Source organism: Kitasatospora atroaurantiaca (assembly GCF_007828955.1).
Lineage (GTDB): Bacteria > Actinomycetota > Actinomycetes > Streptomycetales > Streptomycetaceae > Kitasatospora > Kitasatospora atroaurantiaca.
On record NZ_VIVR01000001.1, the window covers coordinates 6669242 to 6694794 of the forward strand.

The 25553-nt window shown below is 71.8% G+C and carries 22 protein-coding genes; 20 read left to right on the top strand and 2 right to left on the bottom strand.

The features are described from left to right. Positions 1-36: 36 nt before the first annotated feature. Both FB465_RS29950 and FB465_RS29955 read left to right on the top strand, forming a co-directional pair. Positions 37-507, top strand: a complete 471-nt coding sequence (locus FB465_RS29950) for a VOC family protein (RefSeq protein ID WP_145795575.1) — start codon at positions 37-39, stop codon at positions 505-507. An 80-nt stretch (positions 508-587) separates the two neighbouring features. Further along, complete coding sequence (locus tag FB465_RS29955; protein WP_145795576.1) at positions 588-1613, top strand: hypothetical protein; 1026 nt, start codon at positions 588-590, stop codon at positions 1611-1613. Positions 1614-1755: 142 nt separating this feature from the next. Here FB465_RS29955 and FB465_RS29960 read toward each other — a convergent pair whose 3' ends face one another. Beyond that, the gene (locus tag FB465_RS29960; protein WP_145795578.1) at positions 1756-2166 is read right to left on the bottom strand and encodes a VOC family protein; all 411 of its coding nucleotides are present in this window, start codon (positions 2164-2166) and stop codon (positions 1756-1758) included. A 10-nt stretch (positions 2167-2176) separates the two neighbouring features. Then, complete coding sequence (locus tag FB465_RS29965) at positions 2177-2617, bottom strand: helix-turn-helix transcriptional regulator (RefSeq protein ID WP_145795580.1); 441 nt, start codon at positions 2615-2617, stop codon at positions 2177-2179. Positions 2618-2715: 98 nt separating this feature from the next. Between FB465_RS29965 and argC the strand changes: the two genes are divergently transcribed. The 18 genes from argC to FB465_RS30055 all read left to right on the top strand — a co-directional run bounded on the left by argC (position 2716) and on the right by FB465_RS30055 (position 25397). Continuing rightward, positions 2716-3744: an N-acetyl-gamma-glutamyl-phosphate reductase gene (gene argC, locus FB465_RS29970; RefSeq protein WP_145795581.1), complete on the top strand. Its 1029-nt coding sequence runs from the start codon at positions 2716-2718 to the stop codon at positions 3742-3744. Positions 3745-3758: 14 nt separating this feature from the next. Then, a complete protein-coding gene (gene argJ, locus FB465_RS29975) occupies positions 3759-4913 on the top strand; it encodes a bifunctional glutamate N-acetyltransferase/amino-acid acetyltransferase ArgJ (RefSeq protein WP_145797674.1) in 1155 nt (384 codons plus the stop codon). Between the two features lie 29 nt (positions 4914-4942). Beyond that, complete coding sequence (gene argB / locus FB465_RS29980; protein ID WP_145795583.1) at positions 4943-5875, top strand: acetylglutamate kinase; 933 nt, start codon at positions 4943-4945, stop codon at positions 5873-5875. Then, the gene (locus FB465_RS29985) at positions 5872-7080 is read left to right on the top strand and encodes an acetylornithine transaminase (protein WP_145795584.1); all 1209 of its coding nucleotides are present in this window, start codon (positions 5872-5874) and stop codon (positions 7078-7080) included. The genes argB and FB465_RS29985 overlap by 4 nt, the downstream gene beginning before the upstream one ends. A gap of 18 nt (positions 7081-7098) precedes the next feature. Then, complete coding sequence (locus tag FB465_RS29990; protein WP_145795586.1) at positions 7099-7647, top strand: arginine repressor; 549 nt, start codon at positions 7099-7101, stop codon at positions 7645-7647. A gap of 96 nt (positions 7648-7743) precedes the next feature. After that, positions 7744-8937, top strand: coding sequence for an argininosuccinate synthase (locus FB465_RS29995; RefSeq protein ID WP_145795587.1), 1194 nt, complete (start codon positions 7744-7746; stop codon positions 8935-8937). 72 nt (positions 8938-9009) lie between these two features. Continuing rightward, a complete protein-coding gene (argH, locus tag FB465_RS30000; protein WP_145795589.1) occupies positions 9010-10434 on the top strand; it encodes an argininosuccinate lyase in 1425 nt (474 codons plus the stop codon). A 181-nt stretch (positions 10435-10615) separates the two neighbouring features. After that, positions 10616-11995 carry an FAD-binding oxidoreductase gene (locus tag FB465_RS30005; RefSeq protein WP_145795591.1) on the top strand — a complete coding sequence of 460 codons (1380 nt, stop codon included), beginning with the start codon at positions 10616-10618 and terminating at the stop codon, positions 11993-11995. Positions 11996-12063: 68 nt separating this feature from the next. Continuing rightward, positions 12064-12540, top strand: coding sequence for an RNA polymerase sigma factor (locus FB465_RS30010; protein WP_246192921.1), 477 nt, complete (start codon positions 12064-12066; stop codon positions 12538-12540). 447 nt (positions 12541-12987) lie between these two features. Continuing rightward, positions 12988-13488: a GNAT family N-acetyltransferase gene (locus FB465_RS30015; protein WP_145795593.1), complete on the top strand. Its 501-nt coding sequence runs from the start codon at positions 12988-12990 to the stop codon at positions 13486-13488. A 454-nt stretch (positions 13489-13942) separates the two neighbouring features. Continuing rightward, entirely contained in the window at positions 13943-14968 is a 1026-nt protein-coding gene (locus FB465_RS30020) for a methionine ABC transporter ATP-binding protein (protein WP_145795595.1), read from the top strand. Next, the gene (locus FB465_RS30025) at positions 14965-15705 is read left to right on the top strand and encodes a methionine ABC transporter permease (protein ID WP_145795597.1); all 741 of its coding nucleotides are present in this window, start codon (positions 14965-14967) and stop codon (positions 15703-15705) included. The genes FB465_RS30020 and FB465_RS30025 overlap by 4 nt, the downstream gene beginning before the upstream one ends. 97 nt (positions 15706-15802) lie before the next feature. Further along, positions 15803-16639, top strand: coding sequence for a MetQ/NlpA family ABC transporter substrate-binding protein (locus FB465_RS30030; protein ID WP_145795598.1), 837 nt, complete (start codon positions 15803-15805; stop codon positions 16637-16639). A 178-nt stretch (positions 16640-16817) separates the two neighbouring features. Beyond that, a complete protein-coding gene (locus FB465_RS30035) occupies positions 16818-17447 on the top strand; it encodes a GNAT family N-acetyltransferase (protein ID WP_145795600.1) in 630 nt (209 codons plus the stop codon). A 119-nt stretch (positions 17448-17566) separates the two neighbouring features. After that, positions 17567-18826, top strand: coding sequence for a precorrin-6y C5,15-methyltransferase (decarboxylating) subunit CbiE (cbiE, locus tag FB465_RS30040; protein WP_145795602.1), 1260 nt, complete (start codon positions 17567-17569; stop codon positions 18824-18826). 483 nt (positions 18827-19309) lie between these two features. Beyond that, complete coding sequence (cobT, locus tag FB465_RS30045; protein ID WP_145795604.1) at positions 19310-22750, top strand: nicotinate-nucleotide--dimethylbenzimidazole phosphoribosyltransferase; 3441 nt, start codon at positions 19310-19312, stop codon at positions 22748-22750. A 172-nt stretch (positions 22751-22922) separates the two neighbouring features. Beyond that, positions 22923-24158, top strand: coding sequence for a uroporphyrinogen-III C-methyltransferase (gene cobA / locus FB465_RS30050; protein ID WP_145795606.1), 1236 nt, complete (start codon positions 22923-22925; stop codon positions 24156-24158). 435 nt (positions 24159-24593) lie between these two features. Then, positions 24594-25397 carry a TrmH family RNA methyltransferase gene (locus FB465_RS30055; RefSeq protein ID WP_145795608.1) on the top strand — a complete coding sequence of 268 codons (804 nt, stop codon included), beginning with the start codon at positions 24594-24596 and terminating at the stop codon, positions 25395-25397. The last annotated feature ends 156 nt before the right edge of the window (positions 25398-25553 follow it).

Consider the following 25553-nt stretch of genomic DNA (forward strand, 5'->3'; position numbering starts at 1 on the left):
CAGCCGTTGGTCGCCGCGTAGCCGGGAGAACGCATCATGCAGAAGATCACCACCTTCCTGTGGTTCGACACCGAGGCCGAGGAGGCGGCGAAGCACTACACCTCCATCTTCAAGGACGGCCGGATCGTGGACGTCCAGCGGTACGGCAAGGCAGGGCCGGGCGAGGCGGGTACGGTCATGACCGTCACCTACGAGCTCGCGGGGCAGCGCTTCGTCGCCCTGAACGGCGGCCCTCAGTTCAAGTTCAGCGAAGCGATCTCGCTCCAGGTCGACTGTGAGTCGCAGGAGGAGGTCGACGAGCTCTGGGCGAAGCTCGGTGAGGGCGGAGAAGAAGGCCCGTGCGGCTGGCTGAAGGACAAGTACGGCCTCTCCTGGCAGATCGTCCCGCGGGTGCTGACCGAGATGCTGAGCGACCCCGACGCGACCAAGGCCGACCGGGTCATGCGGGCCATGCTGCAGATGAAGAAGATCGACATTCCGGCGTTGGAGGCTGCCTACAAGCAGTGACCCGAGTGCTGGGGGCGGTCGCGCTGGGAGTCCTATGATCCAAGCTGACTGATCATCACCATGTCCTTGGGGGGCCTGTCATGTCACAGAAGCCGTTGAGCCGCCGCGCGCTCATGGCCGGAACCGCCGTCGGAGCCGCGCTCGTCGCCGCCTCGTCGGCCGACCGGGTCATCGCCGCGACAACGCCGACGCCGGAGACCGCGATGCCCGTCCCCACCGTGCCGCCGCCGAACCCGTACCCGGTCAAGCCGGCGCACCAGATCGAGGCCGAGCAGCTGGTGGAGTACCTGCGGCTGCTGCCCTGGAGCAACTCGGCGAACAGGTACCGGGCGAACGACAAGACCTGGGAGACGGGCACGCACGCGATCTTCGGCCGTCCCGGCCACCCTGAGGAGTTCAACGCGCTGGCGCAGTGCGCGTCGTTCATCGGCATGATGCTGGAACGGGCCTACGGGACGACTCCGGCGACCACGCCTCCGATCGGGGCCACGACGCCTCCGTGGCCGTCCACGGCGTACGCGTGGGCGGACGAGACGTTCTGGGCGCGCTTCGGCGTCGACCCCAAGGACCCCGACAGGCACTTCCCCACCGCCGAGCAGTTCCGGGCCGGATTCGCCAACGCATCAGCCATCCCGCACATCGACCCCGTCACCAAGCCGGTGAACCTGCGCCCGGGCGACCTGGTGGCCCTGGACTACCTCCCGAACGCCTCGACCACGCCAGGGGGATACACCGGCCACATCGTCATGATCCGCGAGCGCAAGGGGACTTGGGAGGACCCGGCGGTGGACATCAAGGTCGGCCCCAACGTGATCCCGTACGTGTTCGAGGTCATCGACTGCACCAGCGAGCCGCACGGCAACCCGACCGGCACCGCAGCGCTCGACCTCTTCCGCGCCTTCCCCGACACCCGGTGGGAGGAGACCGTCGACGCCGCCGGCCGGTCGACCTGGAACAGCTACACCGGCGTCGGCTACGGCCACATGATCTTCTACGCGGACGCGGCCACCAAGCTCTTCGCCGGGTACCGCCACAGCGTCACCGCGCCCACCCCGTGGAAGATGAACGAACGCCCGATCGCCGCAGCGCGCGTCAACCACGTCTGAGGGCCCGCTCACCACGACGGCCGGGCGTCATACAGGCGGAACGCACCAGCGGCGCGCGCCGCTGGTGCGTTCCGCGCGTTGCCGACACCAGTGTGGGGCGACCCGGTGTCGGCAACGCGCGGGAGCCGAGTGCTCGCGGCGCCTAGGCCTTGGGCGCCTGCGAGATGCGCACCATGTTGCCCGAGGGGTCCCGGAACGCGCAGTCGCGCGGGCCCCAGGGCTGGTCGATGGGCTCCTGCAGCACCTCGGCGCCGCTGGCCCTCACCTTCTCGAAGGTCGCGTCGAGATCGTCGGTGCGGAACACGATCATCGGCAGGACCCCCTTGGTCAGCAGCTCCTGCAGGGCGTCGCCGTCGGCCTGGGACCGGCCGGCGTGCGGCTCGGAGAGCACGATCTCGAGGTCCGGCTGGGACGCGGTGCCCAGGGTGACCCAGCGGAACCCGCCCGAGGCGACGTCGTTGCGCGCCTCAAGGCCGAGCGCGTCACGGTAGAAGGCGAGCGACTCGTCGAGCTCGTTGACGGTGATGTGGCAGTACTGGAGTGAGATGCTCATGGAGCCAACGCTAGGTGGCGGCCGCGCGGACCGCTTCTTCAATCCTGATCGGTTGGTCCCTGGTCGGCCGGGTGCGCACCTTGGCCACGCACGCGGGCATCGCCAGCACGGCATGGTGCTCCTGGGCCCGGTACGCGCTCGGCGTCATCCCCACGACCTCGGTGAACCGCGAGCTGAACGAGCCGAGGGAGGTGCAGCCGACCGCCATGCACGCGTCGGTCACACTCATGCCCGCGCGCAGCAGCGCCATCGCCCGCTCGACCCGCCGGGTCATGAGGTAGCTGTACGGCGTCTCGCCGTAGGCCGCCCGAAAGGCCCGGGAGAAGTGCCCCGGCGACATCAGCGCGTGGCGAGCCACTGTCGGCACGTCGAGCGGTCGCGCATACTCCCGGTCGATCAGATCCCGCGCCCGGCGCAGGTGCGCAAGGTTGGCGAGGCGTACCTGGTCCATGGGACGAGGGTACCGCCCGCTCCGACAGCAGTTCCGAAGCTCCTTGCATGAATGTTCCGTGGTGCGTATATTCATGCCAAGCCCTAGGAGGAAACGTCATGGCTTTGCGAGTTGCCGTCGCCGGCGCCAGCGGGTACGCGGGCGGTGAGGTTCTGCGCCTGCTGCTCGGGCATCCCGAGATCGAGATCGGTGCGCTGACCGGGGGCTCGAACGCCGGGGCGAGATTCGGGACCTTGCAGCCGCACCTGCTGCCGCTGGCGGACCGGGTGCTCGAGCCGACGACGCCCGAGGTGCTCGCCGGGCACGACATCGTGTTCCTCGGGCTGCCGCACGGCCAGTCCGCCGCCGTGGCGGAGGCGCTCGGCGAGGACGTCCTCGTGGTCGACTGCGGCGCCGACTTCCGGCTCAAGGATGCCGCGACCTGGGAGAAGTTCTACGGTTCGCCGCACGCGGGCACCTGGCCCTACGGCCTGCCCGAGCTGCCCGGTCACCGGGCCGCGCTCAAGGGCACCAAGCGCATCGCCGTCCCCGGCTGCTACCCGACGGCCGTCTCGCTCGCCCTCTTCCCGGCGTACGCGGCGAAGCTGGCGGAGCCCGAGGCGGTGATCGTGGCGGCCTCCGGCACCTCCGGCGCCGGCAAGGCGGTCAAGGCGCACCTGCTCGGCAGTGAGGTCATGGGCTCGATGAGCCCGTACGGCGTCGGCGGCGGCCACCGGCACACGCCCGAGATGGCGCAGAACCTCGGCCCGGTCGCGGGGGAGCCGGTCACCGTCTCCTTCACCCCGACCCTCGCCCCGATGCCCCGCGGCATCCTCGCCACCTGCAGCGCGAAGGCCAAGCCCGGCGTCACCGCGGAGGCGCTGCGCGCGGCGTACCAGGAGGCCCTCGCGGGCGAGCCCTTCGTCCACCTGCTGCCCGAGGGGCAGTGGCCGCAGACCAGCTCGGTCTACGGCTCCAACGCCGCGCTCATTCAGGTCGCCCTGGACGAGCACGCCGGGCGGATCATCGCGATCAGCGCGATCGACAACCTGGTGAAGGGCACCGCCGGCGGCGCGGTGCAGAGCATGAACATCGCCCTTGGCCTGCCCGAAGAGCTGGGCCTCCCCATGAACGGAGTCGCACCGTGACAGAGAACCAGAGCATCGGCGTCACGGCGGCAAAGGGCTTCCGCGCCTCGGGGGTCACCGCGGGCATCAAGGCGTCGGGCACCCCCGACCTCGCCCTCGTCGTCAACGACGGCCCCTCGCTGGCCGCCGCCGGCGTCTTCACCTCGAACCGGGTCAAGGCCGCCCCCGTCCTCTGGTCGGAGCAGGTCCTCAAGGGTGGGCAGGTCTCGGCCGTCGTTCTCAACTCCGGTGGTGCCAACGCCTGTACGGGCACCGGAGGATTCCAGGACACCCACGCGACGGCCGAGAAGGTCGCCGAGGAGCTCAAGCTGAACGCCGGCGAGGTCGCCGTCGCGTCCACCGGCCTGATCGGCGTGCGCCTCCCGATGGACATCCTGCTGCCCGGCGTGGAGCAGGCCGCCCAGGCGCTCGGCACGGACGGCGGCGAGGCCGCCGCGATCGCCATCAAGACCACCGACACCGTGCACAAGACCGCGCAGGTGAGCAGCGGCGCCGGCTGGACGGTCGGCGGTATGGCCAAGGGCGCGGGGATGCTCGCACCCGGCCTCGCCACCATGCTGGTGGTCCTCACCACGGACGCCGCCGTGGAGGCGCCGGCCCTGGACGCCGCGCTGCGCGCCTCGACCCGCACCACCTTCGACCGGATCGACTCCGACGGCTGCATGTCGACCAACGACACCGTGCTGCTGCTGGCCTCGGGCGCGTCCGAAGTCACCCCCGACCAGGGCGAGTTCGCCGAGGCCGTCCGTACGGTCTGCGCCGACCTGGCGCGGCAGCTGATCGGCGACGCCGAGGGTGCCAGCAAGGACATCCGGATCGACATCACCGGCGCCGCCACCGAGGAGGAGGCGGTGGACGTCGCCCGCGTCGTCGCCCGGAACAACCTGCTCAAGTGCGCCCTCCACGGCGAGGACCCGAACTGGGGCCGGGTGCTGGCCGCGATCGGCACCACCAAGGCCGCCTTCGACCCCGACCGGCTGGACGTCGCCATCAACGGCGTCTGGGTCTGCAAGAGCGGCAGCGTCGGCGAGGACCGCGACCTGGTCGACATGACGGGCCGTGAGGTGGTCATCACCGCCGACCTGAACGCGGGTCAGGCGAGTGCCACGGTGTGGACCAACGACCTCACCGCCGACTACGTGCACGAGAACAGCGCCTACTCCACCTGAGACTTGAGACCTGACAGTCAGAGGACATCGTGCAGATCGCACCCAAGGGCGAACAGGCCCGCAACAACACCGCGTTGCCCAAGGCCCTCACCCTGATCGAGGCGCTCCCGTGGCTGGAGCGCTTCCACGGCAAGACCGTGGTGATCAAGTTCGGTGGCAACGCCATGGTCGACGAGTCGCTCAAGGCGGCCTTCGCCCAGGACGTGGTCTTCCTGCGCTACGCAGGCCTGCACCCGGTGGTCGTCCACGGCGGCGGCCCGCAGATCAGCGCGCAGCTGGACAAGCTCGGCCTCCAGTCCTCCTTCACCAACGGGCTGCGGGTCACCACCCCCGAGACCATGGACGTGGTCAGGATGGTGCTGGCCGGCCAGGTGCAGCGAGAGCTGGTCGGCCTGCTCAACGAGCACGGCCCGTTCGCGGTCGGCATGACCGGCGAGGACGCGCACACCATGACCGCCGTCAAGCGGTACGCGGTCGTGGACGGCGAGCAGGTGGACATCGGCCTGGTCGGTGACATCGTCAACATCGAGGCCGGCGCCGTGAAGGCGTTGATCGGGGACGGCCGGATCCCGGTCATCTCCTCGATCGCCCGGGGCGCCGACGGCCACGTCTACAACATCAACGCCGACACCGCCGCCTCCGCGCTCGCGGTCGCGCTCGGCGCGGAGATGCTGGTCGTCCTCACCGACGTCGAGGGCCTGTACGCCGACTGGCCGAACTCCGACGACGTGATCAGCCAGCTCAGCGCGGCCGAGCTGGAGGAGATGCTGCCCACGCTGGCGACCGGCATGCTCCCCAAGATGGAGGGCTGCCTGCGCGCCGTCCGCTCGGGGGTGCACACCGCCCGTGTCCTGGACGGCCGGGTGCAGCACTCCCTGCTGCTGGAGATCTTCACCGACGAAGGCATCGGCACGATGGTCGTGCCGGACGACGACACGATCGTGACCGGGGGACTGGCATGACGGGCAACACCGAACTCACCCAGCGGTGGCAGCACTCGCTGATGAACAACTACGGCACGCCCCGGATCCCGCTGGTGCGCGGCGCCGGCGCGAAGCTCTGGGACGCCGACGGCAAGGAGTACGTCGACTTCGTCGGCGGCATCGCCGTCAACGCGCTCGGCACCGCCCACCCGGCGGTCGTCGAGGCGGTCACCCGGCAGATCGGCGAGCTCGGCCACGTCTCCAACCTCTTCATCGCCGAGCCGACCGTGAAGCTGGCCGAGCGGCTGATCCGGCTGTCGGGCCGCGAGGGCCGGGTCTTCTTCTGCAACTCCGGCGCCGAGGCCAACGAGGCCGCCTTCAAGATCAGCCGGCGGACCGGCCGCACCCACCTGGTCTCCCTCGAGGGCGGCTTCCACGGCCGGACCATGGGCGCCCTCGCACTCACCGCCCAGCCCGCCAAGCAGGACCCGTTCCGCCCGCTGCCCGGCGACGTCACGCACGTCCCGTTCGGCGACGTCGAGGCGCTGCGCGCGGCCGTCACCACCGAGACCGCCGCCGTGTTCCTGGAGCCCATCCAGGGCGAGAACGGTGCCATCCCCCTCCCGGACGGCTACCTGAAGGCGGCCCGCGAGATCACCCGGGCGACCGGCACGCTGCTGGTCCTGGACGAGGTGCAGACCGGCATCGGCCGGACCGGCCACTGGTTCGCCCACCAGGCGTACGAGGGCGTCGAGCCGGATGTCGTCACGCTCGCCAAGGGTCTCGGCGGCGGGCTGCCCATCGGCGCCGCCGTCGCCTTCGGCGAGGCCGCCGAGCTGCTGCAGCCGGGCCACCACGGCACCACCTTCGGCGGAAACCCGGTGGTCGCGGCGGCGGCACTGGCCGTGCTCGACACCATCGAGGCCGACGGCCTGCTGGAGCACGTGCAGAAGGTCGGCGAGCAGCTGCGCAGCGGCATCGAGGCGATCGGCGACCCGCTGGTCAGCCACGTCCGGGGCGCCGGGCTGCTGCTCGGGATCGTGCTCAACGAGCCCGTTTCGGCGCAGATCCAGGCGGCGGCCCAGGAGGCCGGCTTCCTGGTGAACGCGGCCGTTCCGGACGCCGTACGGCTGGTGCCGCCGCTGGTGCTCACCTCCGCGGAGGCGGACCAGTTCCTGGCCGCGCTGCCGGGGATCCTGCGCAGCGTGCGTGAGTCGGCCCCCGGCGCGAACAGCCGAGCGTAGTCCGGGAGAATTATCAATATGACCGCACCCCACGCCGACCAGCCCGCCGCCGGTCCGACGCCGCAGGTCCCGCAGACCCGCACCGCGCGCCACCGGCGGATCGTGGACCTGTTGACCCGTCAGCCCGTCCGTTCCCAGAGCCAGCTCGCCAAGCTGCTCGCCGACGACGGACTGGTGGTCACGCAGGCCACCCTCTCGCGGGACCTGGACGAGCTGGGCGCGGTGAAGATCCGTAACCGGGACGGCGCGCTCATCTACGCCGTCCCGGCCGAGGGCGGTGACCGTACGCCGCGTGCCCCGATGGGGGAGTCGGCCAGCGAGGGGCGGATGGCCCGGCTGGCCGGCGAGCTGATGGTCTCGGCCACCGCCTCGGGCAACCTCGTGGTGCTGCGCACGCCGCCCGGTGCGGCCCAGTTCCTGGCCTCGGCCATCGATGCCGCCGAGGTGTTCGAGATCATCGGCACCATCGCCGGTGACGACACCGTGCTGCTGATCAGCCGCGATCCGTTCGGCGGCCAGGCGCTGGCCGACCACCTGATGCAGCTGGCACAGGCGAAGACCCAGTAGACCGGCCACCGCAGACTGTTTTGAGTTTCATACGGTGTAGTGCATACTTATGCCTATCGCCGTAACCCTGTTCGCACTGTTGTGAAGGAGAAAGCCGTGACCGAGCGCGTCGTACTCGCCTACTCGGGCGGTCTGGACACGTCCGTCTGCATCGGCTGGATCGCCGAGGAGACGGGCGCCGAGGTCATCGCCGTCGCCGTCGACGTCGGCCAGGGTGGCGAGGACCTCGACGCGATCCGCCGGCGCGCGCTGGACTGCGGCGCCGTCGAGGCCGAGGTCGCGGACGCCCGCGAGGAGTTCGCCGACGAGTACTGCCTCCCGGCGCTGAAGGCCAACGCCCTCTACCAGGGCCAGTATCCGCTGGTCTCCGCGCTCTCCCGCCCGGCGATCGTCAAGCACCTGGTCGCCGCCGCGAAGAAGCACGGCGCCACCACCGTCGCCCACGGCTGCACCGGCAAGGGCAACGACCAGGTCCGCTTCGAGGTCGGCATCCAGTCGCTGGCCCCCGAGCTGAAGTGCATCGCCCCGGTCCGCGACTACGCGATGACCCGGGACAAGGCGATCGCCTTCGCCGAGGCCAAGAACCTCCCGATCGTCACCACCAAGAAGAACCCGTACTCGATCGACCAGAACGTCTTCGGTCGCGCCGTCGAGACGGGCTTCCTGGAGGACATCTGGAACGCCCCGATCGAGGACGTCTACGAGTACACGCAGGACCCGGCGCAGCCGCGCGAGGCCGACACCGTCGTCATCACCTTCGAGGCCGGCGTCCCGGTCGCCATCGACGGCCGCAAGGTGACCGTCCTGCAGGCCATCGAGGAGCTCAACAAGCGGGCCGGCGCCCAGGGCATCGGCCGCCTGGACATGGTCGAGGACCGGCTCGTCGGCATCAAGTCCCGCGAGATCTACGAGGCCCCCGGCGCGATCGCCCTGATCACCGCCCACCAGGCCCTGGAGAACGTCACCGTCGAGCGCGAGCTGGCCCGCTACAAGCGGCAGGTCGAGCAGCGCTGGGCCGAGCTGGTCTACGACGGCCTCTGGTTCTCCCCGCTCAAGCGCGCCCTGGACGGCTTCATCAACGAGGCCAACCAGCACGTCACGGGCGAGATCCGGATGGTCCTGCACGGCGGCCGCGCCGTCGTCAACGGCCGCAAGTCCGACCAGTCGCTGTACGACTTCAACCTGGCGACGTACGACACCGGCGACACCTTCGACCAGTCGATGTCCAAGGGCTTCATCGAGATCTTCGGCATGTCCTCGAAGATCGCGGCCCGGCGCGACCTGGCCTGAGCCGTACCCCTCCCGGTCCCGGCTGCAGCTGCGCAGCCGGGACCTCCCCCTACCCAGCAAGGAGCCAACGCGATGTCGTCCGACCAGACCGCAGACGTACGCCTCTGGGGCGCCCGCTTCGCCGACGGCCCCTCCGAGGCGCTGGCCAAGCTCTCCGCCTCGGTGCACTTCGACTGGCGCCTGGCGCCGTACGACATCGCCGGCTCCAAGGCGCACGCCCGGGTCCTGCACAAGGCCGGGCTGCTGAGCGACGAGGAGCTGGCCGGCATGCTGGCCGGGCTCGACCAGCTGCTCGCGGACGTCGAGTCGGGCGCCCTCACCGGCACGATCGCCGACGAGGACGTGCACACCGCGCTGGAGCGCGGCCTGCTGGAGCGGCTCGGCCCGGATCTGGGTGGCAAGCTGCGGGCCGGTCGCTCGCGCAACGACCAGATCGCCACGCTCTTCCGGATGTACCTGCGGGACCACGCGAAGATCATCGGCGGGCTGATCCTGGACCTCCAGCACGCGCTGGTCGGCCTTGCCGAGGCGCACCCCGACACCGCCATGCCGGGCCGTACCCACCTCCAGCACGCGCAGCCCGTCCTCTTCGCCCACCACGTCCTCGCGCACGTGCAGGCCCTCGGCCGGGACGCCGAGCGGCTGCGCCAGTGGGACGCCCGGACGGCCGTTTCGCCGTACGGCTCCGGCGCGCTCGCCGGGTCCTCGCTGGGCCTGGACCCGGAGGCGGTGGCCGCCGAGCTCGGCTTCGAGCACGGTTCGGCCGGCAACTCGATCGACGGCACGGCCTCGCGGGACTTCGTCGCCGAGTTCGCCTTCGTGACGGCGATGATCGGGATCAACCTCTCCCGCATCGCGGAGGAGGTGATCATCTGGAACACCAAGGAGTTCGGCTTCATCACGCTGCACGACGCCTTCTCCACGGGCTCCTCGATCATGCCGCAGAAGAAGAACCCGGACATCGCCGAGCTGGCGCGGGGCAAGTCCGGCCGCCTGATCGGCAACCTCACCGGCCTGCTGGCGACGCTGAAGGCGCTGCCGCTCGCGTACAACCGCGACCTGCAGGAGGACAAGGAGCCGGTCTTCGACTCCTGCGACACGCTTGAGGTGCTGCTGCCGGCCTTCACCGGCATGATGGCCACCCTCACCGTGCACCGGGAGCGGCTGGAGGAGCTGGCCCCGGCCGGGTTCTCGCTCGCCACCGACATCGCCGAGTGGCTGGTCAAGCAGGGCGTGCCGTTCCGGGTCGCGCACGAGGTGGCCGGCGCCTGCGTCAAGGTCTGCGAGGGCCAGGGCATCGAGCTGTCCGACCTGACGGACCAGCAGTTCGCCGAGATCTCCGAGCACCTCACCCCCGAGGTCCGCTCCGTGCTCAGCGTCCACGGCGCGATCGCCTCCCGCAACGGCCGCGGCGGCACCGCCCCGAGCGCCGTCGCCACCCAGCTGGCAGAAATCAAGGCCGACCTTGCCACCCAGCACGAGTGGACCCAGCACTGAGGACACCTGATCTGGTTCGGGTGTCCCAGGGGCGCGGGGAGCTGCGCGAGTTCGGAAGGCGACGGCCTGTGCTCTTCCGCTGCGCGCAGTTCTCCCCCAGCCTTCGGCCGGGAGGTGCCCCCACGCGCCCCTATGGGTTGGCCCGTCGTGACGGGTGGGCCCGTTGGCCGATACTGGGGGCATGAACGCCAAGACGGCGGTGGCTCTCCGTCGGGGCTTTCGCGGGCAGGTCATCGTTCCGGGGGATCCCGAGTACGACAGGGCCAGGGCGGTGTGGAACGGCGCGATCGACCGGCGGCCGGACGTGATCGCCCGCTGCACCGGCACCGCCGACGTGCTCCGCGCCGTCGAGATGGCCCGCCGGTACGGGCTGCTGACCGCCGTCCGGGGCGGTGGCCACAACATCGCCGGACTCGGGGTCTGCGACGGCGGCCTGGTGATCGACCTCTCCCCGATGAAGGGCGTGCGGGTCGACGCCGCGCGGTGGACGGCCCGGGCCCAGCCCGGCGTCACCTGGGGCGACTTCGACCACGAGACCCAGGCCTTCTCGTTGGCGACGCCAGGCTGCCTGATGTCGAGCACCGGCATCGCGGGCTTCACCCTCGGCGGCGGCTTCGGCTGGCTGAGCCGCGCGTACGGCCTGGCCTGCGACAACCTGCTGGAGGCCGATGTGGTCACGGCCGACGGCAAGCTGGTCACGGCCAGCAGCGAGCAGCACCCGGACCTCTTCTGGGGCATCCGCGGCGGTGGCGGCAACTTCGGCATCGTCACCTCCTTCACCTACCGCCTGCACCCGGTCGGGCGGCAGGTGCTCTGCGGCGCGGTCTTCCTGCCGGCCGAGCGGTTGCCCGAGGTGCTGAGCGCGGTGCGCGACCACCTCGCGGGCGCGCCCGACGAGCTGTTCGTGTCCTGCGTCCTCAGCACCGCCCCGGCGGCGCCCTTCCTGCCCGCCGAGGTGCACGGCACCCCGGTGGTCCGGGTCGGGATGTGCTGGGCGGGGCCGCCCGACCGGGGCGTGAGCGTGCTGGCGCCGCTGCGGGGATGGAAGGGCGCGCTGGCCGACACCGTGCAGACCCGGCCGTACGTCGTCTGGCAGCGGATGCTCGACTCCGGCTGGGGCCCGGGTGCGCTCAACCACTGGAAGGCGGAGTACCTGACCGTGCTGAACGGCGCCGCCATCGAGACCATCGCCGACCACGTCGCCCGGATCAGCTCCCCGCTCTCGGGCATCGAGCTCGCCTTCCTCGGCGGCGCCATCGCCAGGGTTGGCGCCGACGACACGGCGTACACCCACCGGGCGGCGCCCTGCCTGCTCAACATCAACTCGCGCTGGGAGACCGGAGCGCCGGACGAGCACATCGCGTGGACCGGGCGGTTCTGGAGCGCGATGCGGCCGTACTCCTCGGGCGGGGTGTACGTGAACTTCCTCGGGCAGGAGGGCCGTGGCCGCGTGCTCGAGGCCTACGGCCTGGCGAAGTTCGAGCGGCTCACCGCCCTGAAGGACAGGTACGACCCCGGAAACCTCTTCCGCGTCAACCAGAACATCCCGCCCAGCGTCTGAGCGCCCCGTCCGGGTGGTCACCCGACGCTCCCCGTGTCGCGGTCGAGTCATCGACGGTCATTACGGGCGTGGTTCCTGTAGCCGAGCTGCGCCCTGAACTCGCCGCGTTCCTGACCGTCCTGGCCCGCGGCCGCCGGCTCGATGCCGAGGAGGTGGAACAGGCGGTCTGGCTGCGCGTGGTCGAGCGGTCGCGTGCCGGCGGGCTGCCGCGTGACCGGCGCGCCTGGCTCCGGGGGATCGTGGTCCGGGAGGTGCTCGCGGCGGGGCGTTACACGAGAGTCGAGACGCCGGTGGGACGGGTCCCACAGCGCCATCGCACACCCGAGGAACACCTGCTGGCGGCCGAGCGCCGACGGGCCGTCAGGCGGGCCCTGGCCCGGCTGCCCGGCCGCTGCCCGCAGCTGATGACCGCCCTCGCCGAGTCGCCCGAACTGACGTACCGGCAGCTCGCCGACGAGCTCGGCGTGCCACGCGGCAGTATCGGACCGACCCGCTCGCGCTGCCTGGCCTGCCTGCGCGCCCTCCTCCAGGGGCACCGCCCATAGAGCTTCCGCCAGTAGGCGAGCACCCGACCAGGATTGGGTGGCCCAGGGGCGCGGGGAACTGCGCGAAGCGGTAGGGCACAGGCCGTCGCCTTCCGATCTCGCGCAGTTCTCCCCCAGCCTTCGGCCGGGAGGTGCCCCCACGCGCCCCTGGGCTACCCGTCTGCCCACTAGCTGGCGGACGCTCGTAGTGACGCTCACCACGTCAGGCGGCCGGAAGGTTGAGAGCAGGCGGCGGCTGGGTAGAGCGGTGGCGAACGTCCCTCTTGACGATGGCCGGACCGGCCGGATACTGAGCGTGAGCGCAGGTCCGGCCCCGGTGACCGCCGGGGGACGTCGCTGCGCCACTCCCGGTCAGGGCAGATCCCCGTCCGGGCACACCTCCGGCAGGGCAACCGGTGCGCGAACCCTCACGTGCACCGGGAACTAACGATGGGGAGGCCCCCACACATGGGCATGAGTGTGATCATCTCGGTCGCGAGCGAGGAGGACGCGGAGCAGATCCTCAAGCTCCAGTACCTCGGCTACCAGAGCGAGGCCGAGCTCTACGGCGACTGGGCCATCGAGCCGCTGACGCAGACCCTGGACAGCCTGCGGGCCGAACTGGCCGAGCGGCACGTGCTGGTGGCCAGGCTCGGCGACGAGGTCGTCGGCACCGTCCGCGGCCGGGTGGACGAGCACGGCACCGCGAAGATCGGCCGCCTGGTGGTCCACCCCCGGATGCAGCGTCACGGCCTGGGTGGACGCCTGCTGGACGCCGTCGAGCGTCTGTTGCAGTCCGAGTACCCGGTGACGTCCTTCGAGCTGTTCACCGGCCACCGCAGCCTGGGCAACCTGCGCCTGTACGCGCGCCACGGGTACCAGCAGCGCGGCGTGCGGGAGGTCAGCCGCCGGCTGAGCATCGTGACCCTGGAGAAGCCCGTCCACGTCCCGCTGGCGGCGACGGCCTAGCAAACCCCGGAAAGCGCCCGGCCCGTCACGGGCTGGGCGCTTTTCTGCTTGGTACGCCTGCGTCGTGTCCGCATTGCGGACATCAGGTCCTGATAACTGGGACCCGGTCCGTATGTCTGATTTACTTGCACCCATGACTGCGACGACGACCTGCATCCCCACCGGCACCGTGCCGGCAGGTGGGCTCTGCATGTGTTGTCGAATGTGTCACTGCTGAGGGCCCTCGTACCCCTCCTCGCGCCCCCGAAGCGAGTACCCCGCGCCGCCCGTTCGGCGCCGTCCCGCGTGATCACTTCTGACACGTGAGAGCCATGCCCGCGTACATCCCCGCCGCTCGGCGGCGATCGAGGCATGGCCGGACCTGATCCCCCTTCACAGGCGTGCCCCCGCATGCCGCTGACCGCACCAGGTGCGGCGGCCACAAGCCGTCCGCCCCCGACCATCGGAAGCAGCTGTGATCACCACCAAGGACCTCACGAAGGTCTACCGGTCCCGAGGCCGCGAGGTCACCGCCCTCGCCGGCGTCGACCTCCATGTCCGCGAGGGCGAGGTCTACGGAGTCGTCGGTACCAGCGGCGCCGGCAAGAGCACCCTCATCCGCTGCGTGAACATGCTGGAGCGGCCCAGCTCCGGCAGCGTGACCGTGGACGGGCTCGAACTCACCGCCCTCTCCGGCCAGGAGCACCGCGCAGGCCGCGAACTGCGGGAGGCCCGCCGCCGTATCGGCATGGTCTTCCAGCACTTCAACCTGCTCTCCTCGCGCACCGTCCAGGAGAACGTCGAGCTTCCGCTGGAGATCATCGGCCTCGACCGCTCCCAGCGCCGCCGCAAGGCCGCCGAACTGCTCGACCTGGTCGGCCTCTCCGACAAGGCCCGCACCTACCCGGGTCAGCTCTCCGGCGGCCAGAAGCAGCGCGTCGGTATCGCCCGCGCGCTGGCCGGCGACCCCAAGGTGCTGCTCTCCGACGAGGCCACCTCGGCCCTCGACCCGGAGACCACCCGCTCGATCCTCGCCCTGCTGCGCGACCTCAACCAGCAGCTGGGCCTCACCGTCCTGCTGATCACCCATGAGATGGACGTCATCAAGTCCGTCTGCGACTCCGCCGCCCTGATGCGCGGCGGCAAGGTGATCGAGGCCGGTGCGCTGACCGAGCTGCTCGCCACCGAGAACTCGGAACTCGCCCGTGAGCTCTTCCCGCTCGGCGAGTTCGGCCACGGTCACGCGGGCAACACCGTGCTGGAGATCACCTTCCAGGGCGACACCTCGGCCCGGCCCTTCGTCTCCCAGCTGGCCCGGACGTACCAGATCGACATCAACATCCTCGGCGCGGCCGTGGAGACCATCGCCGGCCGGATGGTCGGCCGGATGCGGGTCGAGCTGCCCGGCGGCCACCAGGACAACGTGGTGCCGATCGGCTTCCTGCGCGAGCAGGGCCTGCAGGTCGACGTACTGAAGGACACGAACGGAGCGGTGGCATGACCTGGGACCAGATGCAGGAGCTGATGTGGCCCGCCACCTGGGAGACGCTCCAGATGGTCGGCGTCGCCACCCTGGCCACCGTCCTGCTCGGCCTGCCGATCGGCCTGCTGCTGGTGCTCACCGACAAGGGCGGCGCGCTGCAGAACATGCCGGTCAACCGGGTGCTCGGCACGATCGTCAACGTCGGCCGCTCGCTGCCGTTCATCATCCTGATGGTGGCCCTGCAGGCCTTCACCCGGTCTCTGGTCGGCACCACCATCGGCTGGCAGGCCGCGACCGTTCCGCTCGCCATCGGCGCCATCCCGTTCTTCGCGCGGCTGGTGGAGACCTCGGTGCGTGAGGTGGACGGCGGGCTGCTGGAGGCCGTCCACGCGATGGGCGGCAGCACCTGGACCACCGTCCGCAAGGTGCTGCTCCCCGAGTCGCTGCCCGCTCTGGTCTCCTCCGTCACCACCACGATCATCGCGCTGATCGGGTTCTCCGCGATGGCCGGCACCGTCGGCGGCGGCGGGCTCGGCACGCTCGCGGTCAACTACGGCTACCAGCGCTTCGAGACCACCTTCATGTGGGTCATCGTCGCCGAGCTGGTCGTCCTCGTGATGGCCGTCCAGCTGATCGGCGACGTCATCGTCCGCCGTCTGACCCACCGCGGCCACTCCGGCGGCGCGACCCGCCTGCTGCGCCCGCGCGGCACCGCCGAGACCACCGCCGACGAGGAACTCGTCCTCCCTCACTGACCACGCTGCCGGCCCGACCGGGCCTGCAGCGAGACCTGGCCGCCGGACCCGGAAACCGTCCGACCGGCCGTCCGTTCCATGGAGAAAGGCACTTTTCGTGCGCAACGTCCTGAAGTTCACCAGCGTCCTCGCCACCGCCGGCCTCGCCCTGTCCGTGGCGGCCTGCAGCAGCAGCTCCTCCTCCTCGGCCGGATCCTCCGCCAACGCGGACAAGGCGCTCACCGTCATCGCGAGCCCGACCCCGCACGCGCAGATCCTGGACTACGTCAAGAAGAACCTGGCCGACAAGGCCGGGCTCAAGCTCGACGTCAAGGTGGTCACCGACTACGTGACCCCCAACACGGCCGTCCAGGACGGTTCGGCGGACGCCAACTACTTCCAGCACGTCCCGTACCTCGAGGACTTCAACAAGAAGCACGGCACCAGCATCGTCTCCGTCGAGACGGTCCACCTGGAGCCCCTCGGCCTGTACTCCAAGAAGGTCAAGAGCGCCGGCGAGCTCGCGGACGGCGCCACCGTCGGCATCCCCAACGACGCCACCAACGAGGGCCGCGCCCTCAAGCTGCTCGCCGACAACAACGTCATCACGCTGAAGTCCGGTGTCGGCACCGCCGCGACCCCGGCCGACGTGACCGGCAACCCGAAGCACCTCAAGTGGAAGGAGCTGGACGCGGCCCAGCTGCCCCGCTCCCTGGCCGACCTCGACGCCGCCGTCATCAACGGCAACTACGCGCTCGACTCCGGCCTCAAGCCCGCCACCGACGCCATCCTGCTGGAGAGGGCCGCGGACAACCCGTACGCCAACATCCTCGCCGTCAAGAAGGGCAAGGAGAACGACCCGCGCGTTCAGAAGCTCGCCCAGCTGCTCCACTCCGACGAGGTCAAGAAGTACATCAACGACACCTTCCAGGGCTCGGTCATCCCCTCCTTCTGACCACCCTCGCTCTCCGGGCCCCCGATGCACCTCGTCGGGGGCCCGGTCGGGCAGTATGCAGGTGGGACGGCCTGTCGGCAGCCGATCTGACGAGCCGTCGCCGGATTGCCGGTACCCTGACACGCCCGAGGAAGGGCGGGGCGTACGGTGTGTCCACGACCCGGCGAGGAGAGACGGCATGGCAGCGAGCTTCCCCGAGACCGCCATCAGCACCGACAGGCTGCTGCTGCGACCCCTTGAGGACGGCGACGCCCCCAGCCTGGTCGCGATGATGGCCGACGAGCTGGTGCACGCCTGGACGGCCATCCCGCAGCCCTTCACCGAGGCGCACGCCCTCGAGTGGGCCCGTACCCTCGCCCCGGCCCGCCGTGCGGAGGGGCGAGGAATCGTTTTCGCCGTCACCGAGCACCTCACCCAGCGGGTGGTCGGGGTGGTCGAGCTGCGCGGCACCGACTGGCGGCTGCTCTCCACCGAGGTCAGTTACATCACCGCGTCCTGGGCCCGTGGCGAGGGCTACGCCCCCGAGGCCGTCCTCGGCGTCGCCCAGTGGCTCTTCGAGGACCGGGGCTTCCTCCGGCTGGAGCTGCGGACCGCGGCCGGCAACACCGCCGCCCAGCAGGTCGCCCAGAAGATCGGCTGCATCAGCGAGGGAGTGCTCCGCAGCGCCTGGATAGTGCGCGGCGGCGACTGGGACCCGAGTGGTGCGGACAGCCGGAGCGACCTCATTCTCTGGAGCCTTCTCCCCGAGGACGTGGAGGTCGTGCAGGACGACGACTGGGCCGAGCAGCGGTACGTGCTGCGCGACTGACCGCTGCGGACAGGTGTGCGAGTTTGCCGCGCCCGGTCGACGGTTCCGGGTAGCCTCTGCTCCTGGACGGGCGGACAGCCCGTGGGCGGGACCGAACAGGCGAGGGAGAGCAGCCGCAGATGGCGGACCGGATCACGGTCATCGGGTGGGACGGTACGCCGCTGACCGAGGCTGCCAGCGCAGCGCTCGCCGGGGCCACGCTGGTCGCGGGAGCGCCGTACCAACTGGCCGCCCTGCCCGTCCCGGCGGGCGCCGAGCGGCTCGCCCTGGGCAACGTCCAGCTGGCGGCCCGTCGGATCGCCGAGCACCGCGGCGCGGCTGTCGTGGTGGCCGAGGGGGACCCGGGGTTCTTCGGAGTCGTCCGTACGCTGCGCCGCCCCGAGTACGGGCTCGAACTCGAGGTGCTGCCCGCCGTCTCCTCGGTGGCCGCCGCCTTCGCCCGGGCCGGTATGCCCTGGGAGGACGCCCAGGTGGTCAGCACGCACGGCGGCCGGCTCCGCCGGGCGGCCAACGTCTGCCGGGCCCACCCCAAGGTCGCGGTGCTCACCAGCGCCGACGCGGGCCCCAGCGAGCTGGCCCTGATGCTCCGGGACGTCCACCGCACCTTCGTGGTCTGCGAGGCACTCGGCACCCCGGAGGAGGACGTCACCGTCCTGACCTCCGAGCGGGTGCCGGACCACGTCTGGCGTGACCCGGCCGTGGTCCTGGTGATCGGCGGGGCCAGCCAGAACCACACCGTCGGCGAGGCGGCCGGCTGGCTGGCCGGCCGCCCGGTCGGCTTCCCCGGCCCCGACCGCGGCTGGGCGCTCCCCGAGGCGGCGTACGCGGGCGCGGAGCGCGCCGCGCCGGCGCTGGACGGAGGCGGCCATGCGCTGCCCCCGCACGTCCGTGCGCTGGCGCTCGCACGGCTCGGGCCCGTCCCGGGCGACCTGGTCTGGGCGGTGGGCGCCGGCAGCGGCGCGCTCGCCGTGGAGATCGCGCGCTTCGGCGCGGCCGTGGTCGCCGTCGAGGCCGACCGTGCGGCCTGTGCGCAGATCGCGGTGAACTCGCGCAGGTACGGAGTAGAGGTGGAGGCCGTCCACGGGGTCGGCCCCGAGGTGCTGGGCGGGCTGCCCGAACCGGACTCCGTCGTGGTGGAGTCCGGCGGCGCCGAGGTGGTGCGGGCCGTCCTCGCGCGCCGTCCCGAGCGCCTTGTCGCGGTGGGTCACACCCTCGCCGAGGCGGAGGAGATCAGGGAGGCCATCGCGACGGCGGGCTACCGGGTGGACGGTGCACTGCTGCAGTCCGCACCGCTCGGTGCGGGCCGGGGCGCGGCGGCCGGGCTCTCCTTCGGCCCGGGGGAGCAGAGCCTGGTGCTCTGGGGTGAGCAGGAGTCCTGACGGTTCGTATGCCGTCCGAAGTCCGGGGCGGCACGGTGATCCCCGTCGCATCCGGACGCCGATTCGAGAGGCTGTCAGTCCCGGCCGGTAATGTGGCGTCGTCCTGGCTGCGCTCGGCAATCGGTGGAACATGCCCTCTTCGGTACGTTTGTCACCTTTTTGACGTGGTGCAACCCACATCGGTACGGAGTGCGGGCATTCGACGCGGCGCGCGTCGGGCCGGAAGAATGCCGTAGGGTCCGGTGCGGTCGTGCCGGTTGCCCCGGGTTGTCGTTGTTTCTGATGGTGTGCCACCCCGGCGGGTGGCGTGCAGCCGGGGGTGGCACAGCGCGCGCCGGTGAGGATGGCCGCCGCGTGGGAGCGTGGCGGCCGCCAGTAGGTGGACGGACGGGCCGGAGCGCGGCCCGCCCCGAGCGGAGTTGGGCGCTGCGGTCGGTGATCGCGTCGCCAAGGGCGCGAAAGCGGCCTGGAAGGAGCTTTGACATGACCGATGGCGGCCACGTCCCCAGTGAGGGACTGCCGGAGCACCTGCTCGGCGGGGTCGACCCGCTCGGCCGGCCGGAGGGCGTCGCCGTACCGGGTGTCGCCGTGCCAGGCGTTTCGGGACCGGGCGTCGCGGTGCCGGGTGTTGCGGTGCCCGGTACCGGGATCCCGGGGGTTTCCTCGGCGGGTGCGGAGGGCTGGGCTCAGGAGCAGCGCCCCGGGTTCACCTTCCTCGACCAGCCGGACCAGCTCGAGGACGAGGAAGACGTGCTGCTGATGCCCGGCCCGCAGGGCTCCTGGGGCGAGGCCGTCGCGCACGGGCCCGTCGAGACGGTGCTGGTCGTCGAGACGCCCGCTGCGGCTGCACATGCTGCTCCGGCTGCTCCCGCGCAGGTGGTGGACACCATGGCGCTGCGTACGGTCGAGGAACTGGCGCCGCCGGTGGAGGAGGCCGCTGCTGCCGGTACGCCGGTGGAGCCGTCCTGGCCGCCGCTGACGCCGCCCGTGGTGGCAGCCGAGCAGGCCCCGGTCATGCAGGCTCCGTCCGCGCAGGTTCCGACCGTGCAGGAGGTGGCCGCGCCCGGTGCAGAACCGGTTGTGCAGGAGATCGTCGAGCAGCCCGTGGCGGCACCGGTGGCCCAGGCTGCGCCCATGACGGCCCCTCAGCCCCCGAGGCGTCCGCTGCACGCCGGCCCGCCGATCCCGGACCCGTCGCTGATGACCGGGCACGTCCCCGTCCGCTCGCTGGCCGACCGTGGGCCGTCCGGGCAGCCGGTGCCGCAGGGCGGCACGCCCGCGCACGGTGTGCCGATCGTTGCTCCGCAGCTGCAGGCCGAGCCGCCGGTGGCGGTGCCGGTCCAGCCGCTGCCCGTCGAGGTGCCGCCGGCGCCGGTGGCACTGGTGGCCGAGGCCCAGGCGGCGCCGGTGGAGTTCGCCGCTGCGCCGGTCGCCGAGGTGCCGGTGGCTGTTGAACTGCCGGTCGCGGAGGCGGCTCCGGTGGAGACGCCCGCCGTCGAGCTCCCGGTGGTGGAGACCCCGGTGGTGGAGACCCCGCCCGCCGAGGTGGCTCCGGTGGAGGTCCCGGCCGCCGAGGCCCCGATCTTCGAGGTGCCGGTGGTCGAGGTGCAGGCCGTGGAGGTCGTCGAGGTGCCGGTGGTCGAGGTGGCCGCCGTGGAGGTCCCGGTTGCCGAGGCCCCTGAGGCTCCCGTGGAGGTGCCGCAGCCGGCGATCCCCATGCAGGCCGCCGCCCCGAGCCATCCCCGCCGGATCTCCGCGTTCCTGGCCGCCCCCGGCCCGCACGGGCTGCCGACCGTCGAGGGGCAGCAGCCGCTGGAGGCCTCCGGCGGAGTCGCGGTCGACGTCGTCGAGGCCGTCCCGGAGACGGCGGTCGGCACGGGTGACATGCCGTCCGGTCTCCCGGTCGGTCCGCCTCAGCCCGAGGAGATCCCCCAGCCCGAGCCGCAGGCCGTGCTCGTCGAGCCGCAGCCCGTCCCGGAGGCCACCGTGCAGGAAGCCCCGGTGACCCCGGAGGTCGTGGAGGCCCCGGAGACCGTCGTGGCCGAGACCGTGGAGGCCCCGGCTCCCGTCGTGGAGATCCCGGAGCAGCCCGAGCCCGTCCAGCCCGCCGAGCCCGCTGAGGTCTCCGCGCCCTCTGACACGGAGTCGGTGGAGACGGAGCCCGAGCGCGCCCCGGCCGCCCCCGGCTACGACGAGGCCGGCCGCGAAGCCGTCCACCAGGTGATCCGCGAGCGCCGCGACATCCGCAACGGCTTCCGCCCGGACCCGATCCCGCACGAGGTGCTGATCCGCGTCCTGGAGGCGGCCCACACCGCCCCCAGCGTCGGCTACTCCCAGCCCTGGGACTTCGTGGTCATCCGCTCGGCCAAGACCCGCCGCAAGATGCACGAGCTGGCGGAGCGTCAGCGCGACGCGTACGCCGACTCGCTGCCCAAGGGCCGGGCGAAGCAGTTCAAGGAAATCAAGATCGAGGCCATCCTCGAGACCCCGGTGAACATCGTGGTCACCGCCGACCGCACCCGTGGCGGCCGGCACACCCTCGGCCGGCACACCCAGCCGCAGATGGCCCCGTACTCGGCCGCCCTCGCCGTCGAGAACCTCTGGCTGGCCGCCCGTGCCGAGGGCCTGGGCGTCGGCTGGGTCAGCTTCTTCGACGAGGAGGAGATGGTCCGCGAGCTCGGCCTGCCCGAGCACCTGGACGTGGTCGCGTACCTGTGCGTCGGGTACGTGGACTCCTTCCCCGACGAGCCCGAGCTGCAGCAGCAGGGCTGGGCCAAGAAGCGCCCGCTCTCCTGGGTCGTCCACGAGGAGCAGTACGGCAACCGCGCCCTGCCCGGCGAGGAGCCGCACAGCCTGCTCGCCGACACCCTGCGCGGCATCCGCCCGCTGGACGCCAAGGCGCTCGGCGAGGCCTGGGACCGTCAGAAGCGGATGACCAAGCCCGCCGGCTCGCTCGGCATGCTGGAGATCATCGCGGCGCAGCTGAGCGGCCTGAGCCGCAAGTGCCCGCCGCCGATCCCGGAGCCGGGCTGCGTGGCGATCTTCGCCGGGGACCACGGCGTGCACGCCCAGGGCGTCACCCCGTGGCCGCAGGAGGTCACCGCGCAGATGGTGGCCAACTTCCTGGCCGGGGGAGCGGTGGTCAACTCCTTCGCGGCCCAGGTCGGCGCCGAGGTCTGCGTGGTGGACGTCGGCGTCGCGAGCGAGCTGCCGGAGGCCATCCAGCAGGGCCGCACCACCGGTCTGCTGCCCCGCAAGGTCAAGCCCGGCACCGATGACATGACCCAGGGTCCGGCGATGAGCCGCGACGAGGCGGTCAAGGCCATCGAGGTCGGCATCGAGACCGCCCGCGACCTGGTCGCCGCCGGCAACAAGGTGCTGATCACCGGCGACATGGGCATCGCCAACACCACCGCCTCCGCCGCGCTGATCTCCGTCTTCACCGGTACCGACCCGGCCGAGGTCACCGGCCGCGGCACCGGCATCGACGACGAGACCCACGCCCGCAAGGTCGAGGTGATCCGCCGAGCCCTGGCGCTGCACCAGCCCGACCCGGCCGACCCGATCGGCGTACTGTCCGCCGTCGGCGGCCTGGAGCACGCGGCCATCGCCGGCTTCCTGCTCGGCGCGGCCTCGCTGCGCACGCCGGTCATCCTGGACGGCGTCATCGCGGGCTCGGCGGCGCTGGTCGCCAAGGCCATCGCCCCCGAGGTCCTCGCGGCCTGCATCGCCGGCCACCGCTCGGCCGAGCCCGGCCACCAGGCCGCGCTGGCGAAGCTGGGCCTGCGTCCGCTGATCGACCTCGATCTGCGGCTCGGCGAGGGTACCGGCGCACTGCTGGCCCTCCCGCTGGTGCAGAGTGCGGCCCGCGCGATGCACGATGTAGCCACCTTCGACTCCGCCGGGGTCACCGAGAAGGCCTGACGCCGTCCCTCCTCCCGTACCGGCCCGAGGGCGCGCCGGTACGGGAGGAGTGCTGTCCACCCGTACGACGCCCCCACCCAGGAGCCCCGCCCCCCATGAGCGAGCGAAGCGAGCGAATCATCAGAAGGTGCGCGTTGCGCGAAGCGCGGACCGAGCGAAGCGAGGTCTGGGCATGAGCGTCCCCAACCCCCACCCCAGCACCGAGGGCCTCACCCCGTACCCGGTCGGTCTCCTGCTGGCCGGCCGACGCGTCGTCGTGGTCGGCGGCGGCCAGGTCGCCCAGCGGAGGCTGCCCGCGCTGATCGCCTCGGGCGCGGACGTGCACCTGATATCCCCGTCCACCACTCCGGCCGTCTCCGCCATGGGCGACGCGGGCGAGATCACCTGGCACCAGCGCCGCTACGCCGAGGGCGACCTAGCCGACACCTGGTACGCCCTGGTGGCCACCGACGACCCGGCCGTCAACACCGCCGTCAGCGCCGAGGCCGAGCGCCTGCGGGTGTTCTGCGCCCGCAGCGACGACGCGTCGGCAGCCTCCGCCTGGACCCCGGCCACCGGCCGCGACGGCGGCGCCACCGTCGCCGTCCTCACCGGCGACCCGCGTCACTCCGCCGCCCTGCGCAACACCATCGTGGACGGCCTGCGGGACGGCTCCCTCGCTGCCCGTCAGTACCGCTCGCACGGCGCGGGCGTCGCCCTGGTCGGCGGTGGCCCCGGCGACCCGGACCTGATCACCGTGCGCGGCCGCCGCCTGCTCGCCGACGCCGACGTGGTGGTCGCCGACCGGCTGGCCCCGCGCGAGCTGCTCGCCGAGCTGCCCCCGCACGTCGAGGTCATCGACGCCTCCAAGATCCCGTACGGGCGCTTCATGGCCCAGGAGGCGATCAACCGGACCCTGATCGACCATGCCAAGGCCGGCAAGTTCGTGGTCCGCCTCAAGGGCGGCGACCCGTACGTCTTCGGTCGTGGCGGCGAGGAGCTCCTGGCCTGCGCGGAGGCCGGGATCCCGGTCACCGTCGTCCCCGGCATCTCCAGCTCGATCAGTGTCCCGGCGGCCGTCGGCATCCCGGTCACGCACCGGGGCATGACGCACGAGTTCACCGTCATCTCCGGCCATGTCGGCCCGGGCGACGAACGCTCGCTGGTCAACTGGGAGGCGGCGGCGCAGATGAGCGGCACCCTGGTGCTGCTGATGGCCGTCGACAAGATCGGCGAGATCGCCGCCAAGCTGGTCGAGTGCGGCCGATCCGCCGACACCCCGGTCGCCGTCGTCCAGGAGGGCACCACGGCCGCCCAGCGCCGCATCGACGCAACACTCGCCACCGTGGCCGCCACCGTCACCGCCGAACAGATCAAGCCCCCGGCCGTCATCGTCATCGGCGACGTCGTCAACGTCCTCACCCACTGACGCAATCGGCGAACCACCAGGGGCGCGGGGGCTGGCCGCCCGATCTTGGCGTAGGCGGGTGCCTTTCTGGGGCGCGGGGAACTGCGCGAAGACGGAAGGGCACCACCCGCACCGTCCGTACCGAGCAAGGTGCAACTCGCTCACGGTTCCGGGCTGAAGGTAGCGCCTTCTGATTCGCGCAGTTCCCCGCGCCCCTCGATGGCTGGCCGCTCGACCTCAGTGTGCTGGCGGTTGCCCTTCAGGGGCGCGGGGAACGGCGCGAATCGGAAGGCTCCCACCTTCAGCCGGGGCACACGGGCGCGTTGCACCTCGCTCGGTACGGACGGTGCGGGAGTTCCCCTTCCGAGTCGCGCAGTTCCCCGCGCCCCTGGGAGGCCGGCCTCCCGACCTCGGTGGGTTTGGACCCGTGGCCGTCGAGCAGGCAAGATCAGAGTCGTGTCCGAACCCAGCACCGTCACCGACCCCGCCGACCCGCGCCTGGCCGACTACACCGGCCTGACCGACGTCGAGCTGCGCCGCCGCCGCGAACCCGCCGAGGGCCTCTTCATCGCCGAGGGCGAGAAGGTCATCCGGCGCGCCGTCGAGGCGGGCTACCGGATGCGGTCGATGCTGCTGACCCCCAAGTGGCTGGACGTCATGTCCGACGTCATCCAGGCCGCCGACGCCCCCGTCCACGTGGTCGAGCCCGGCCTCGCCGAGGCCGTGACCGGCTACCACGTTCACCGGGGCGCCCTCGCCTCGATGGAGCGCAAGCCCCTCCCGGAGGCGGCCGACCTGCTCGTCGGGGCCCGCCGCGTCGCCGTCCTGGAAGGCCTGGTCGACCACACCAACCTCGGCGCGATCTTCCGCAGCGCCGCCGCCCTCGGCATGGACGCGGTGCTGCTCTCCCCGGACTGCGCGGATCCGCTCTACCGACGGGCCGTCAAGGTCTCCATGGGCGCCGTCTTCGCCGTCCCGTACGCCCGGCTCGACCCGTGGCCGGCCGCCCTGGAGACCGTACGGGCCGCGGGCTTCCAGCTGCTCGCCCTTACCCCGGCCGGAGCCGACGACCTCGCCCAGGCCGCTCCGCACCGCCTGCCGAAGGCCGCCCTGATGCTCGGCGCCGAGGGAGACGGGCTGACCCAGCGCGCCCTGGCCGCCGCCGACCGCCGGGTCCGCATCCCGATGGCCCACGGCATCGACTCGCTCAACGTAGGTGCCGCCGCCGCCGTCGCCTTCTACGCGGTGACCGCCGGCTGATTTTCCGCTCTCTCCCCATGACGGACCGTCACGGTGCCCGGAAATTCTGATCGGGTCCGAATTCATCGGTCATTGATGGGGATCGATGTGCCCATACAAGACGACATGCGAACGCGTCTCTCTACGAGCTCCGCCGTGCCCCTGCGGGTCCCGGAC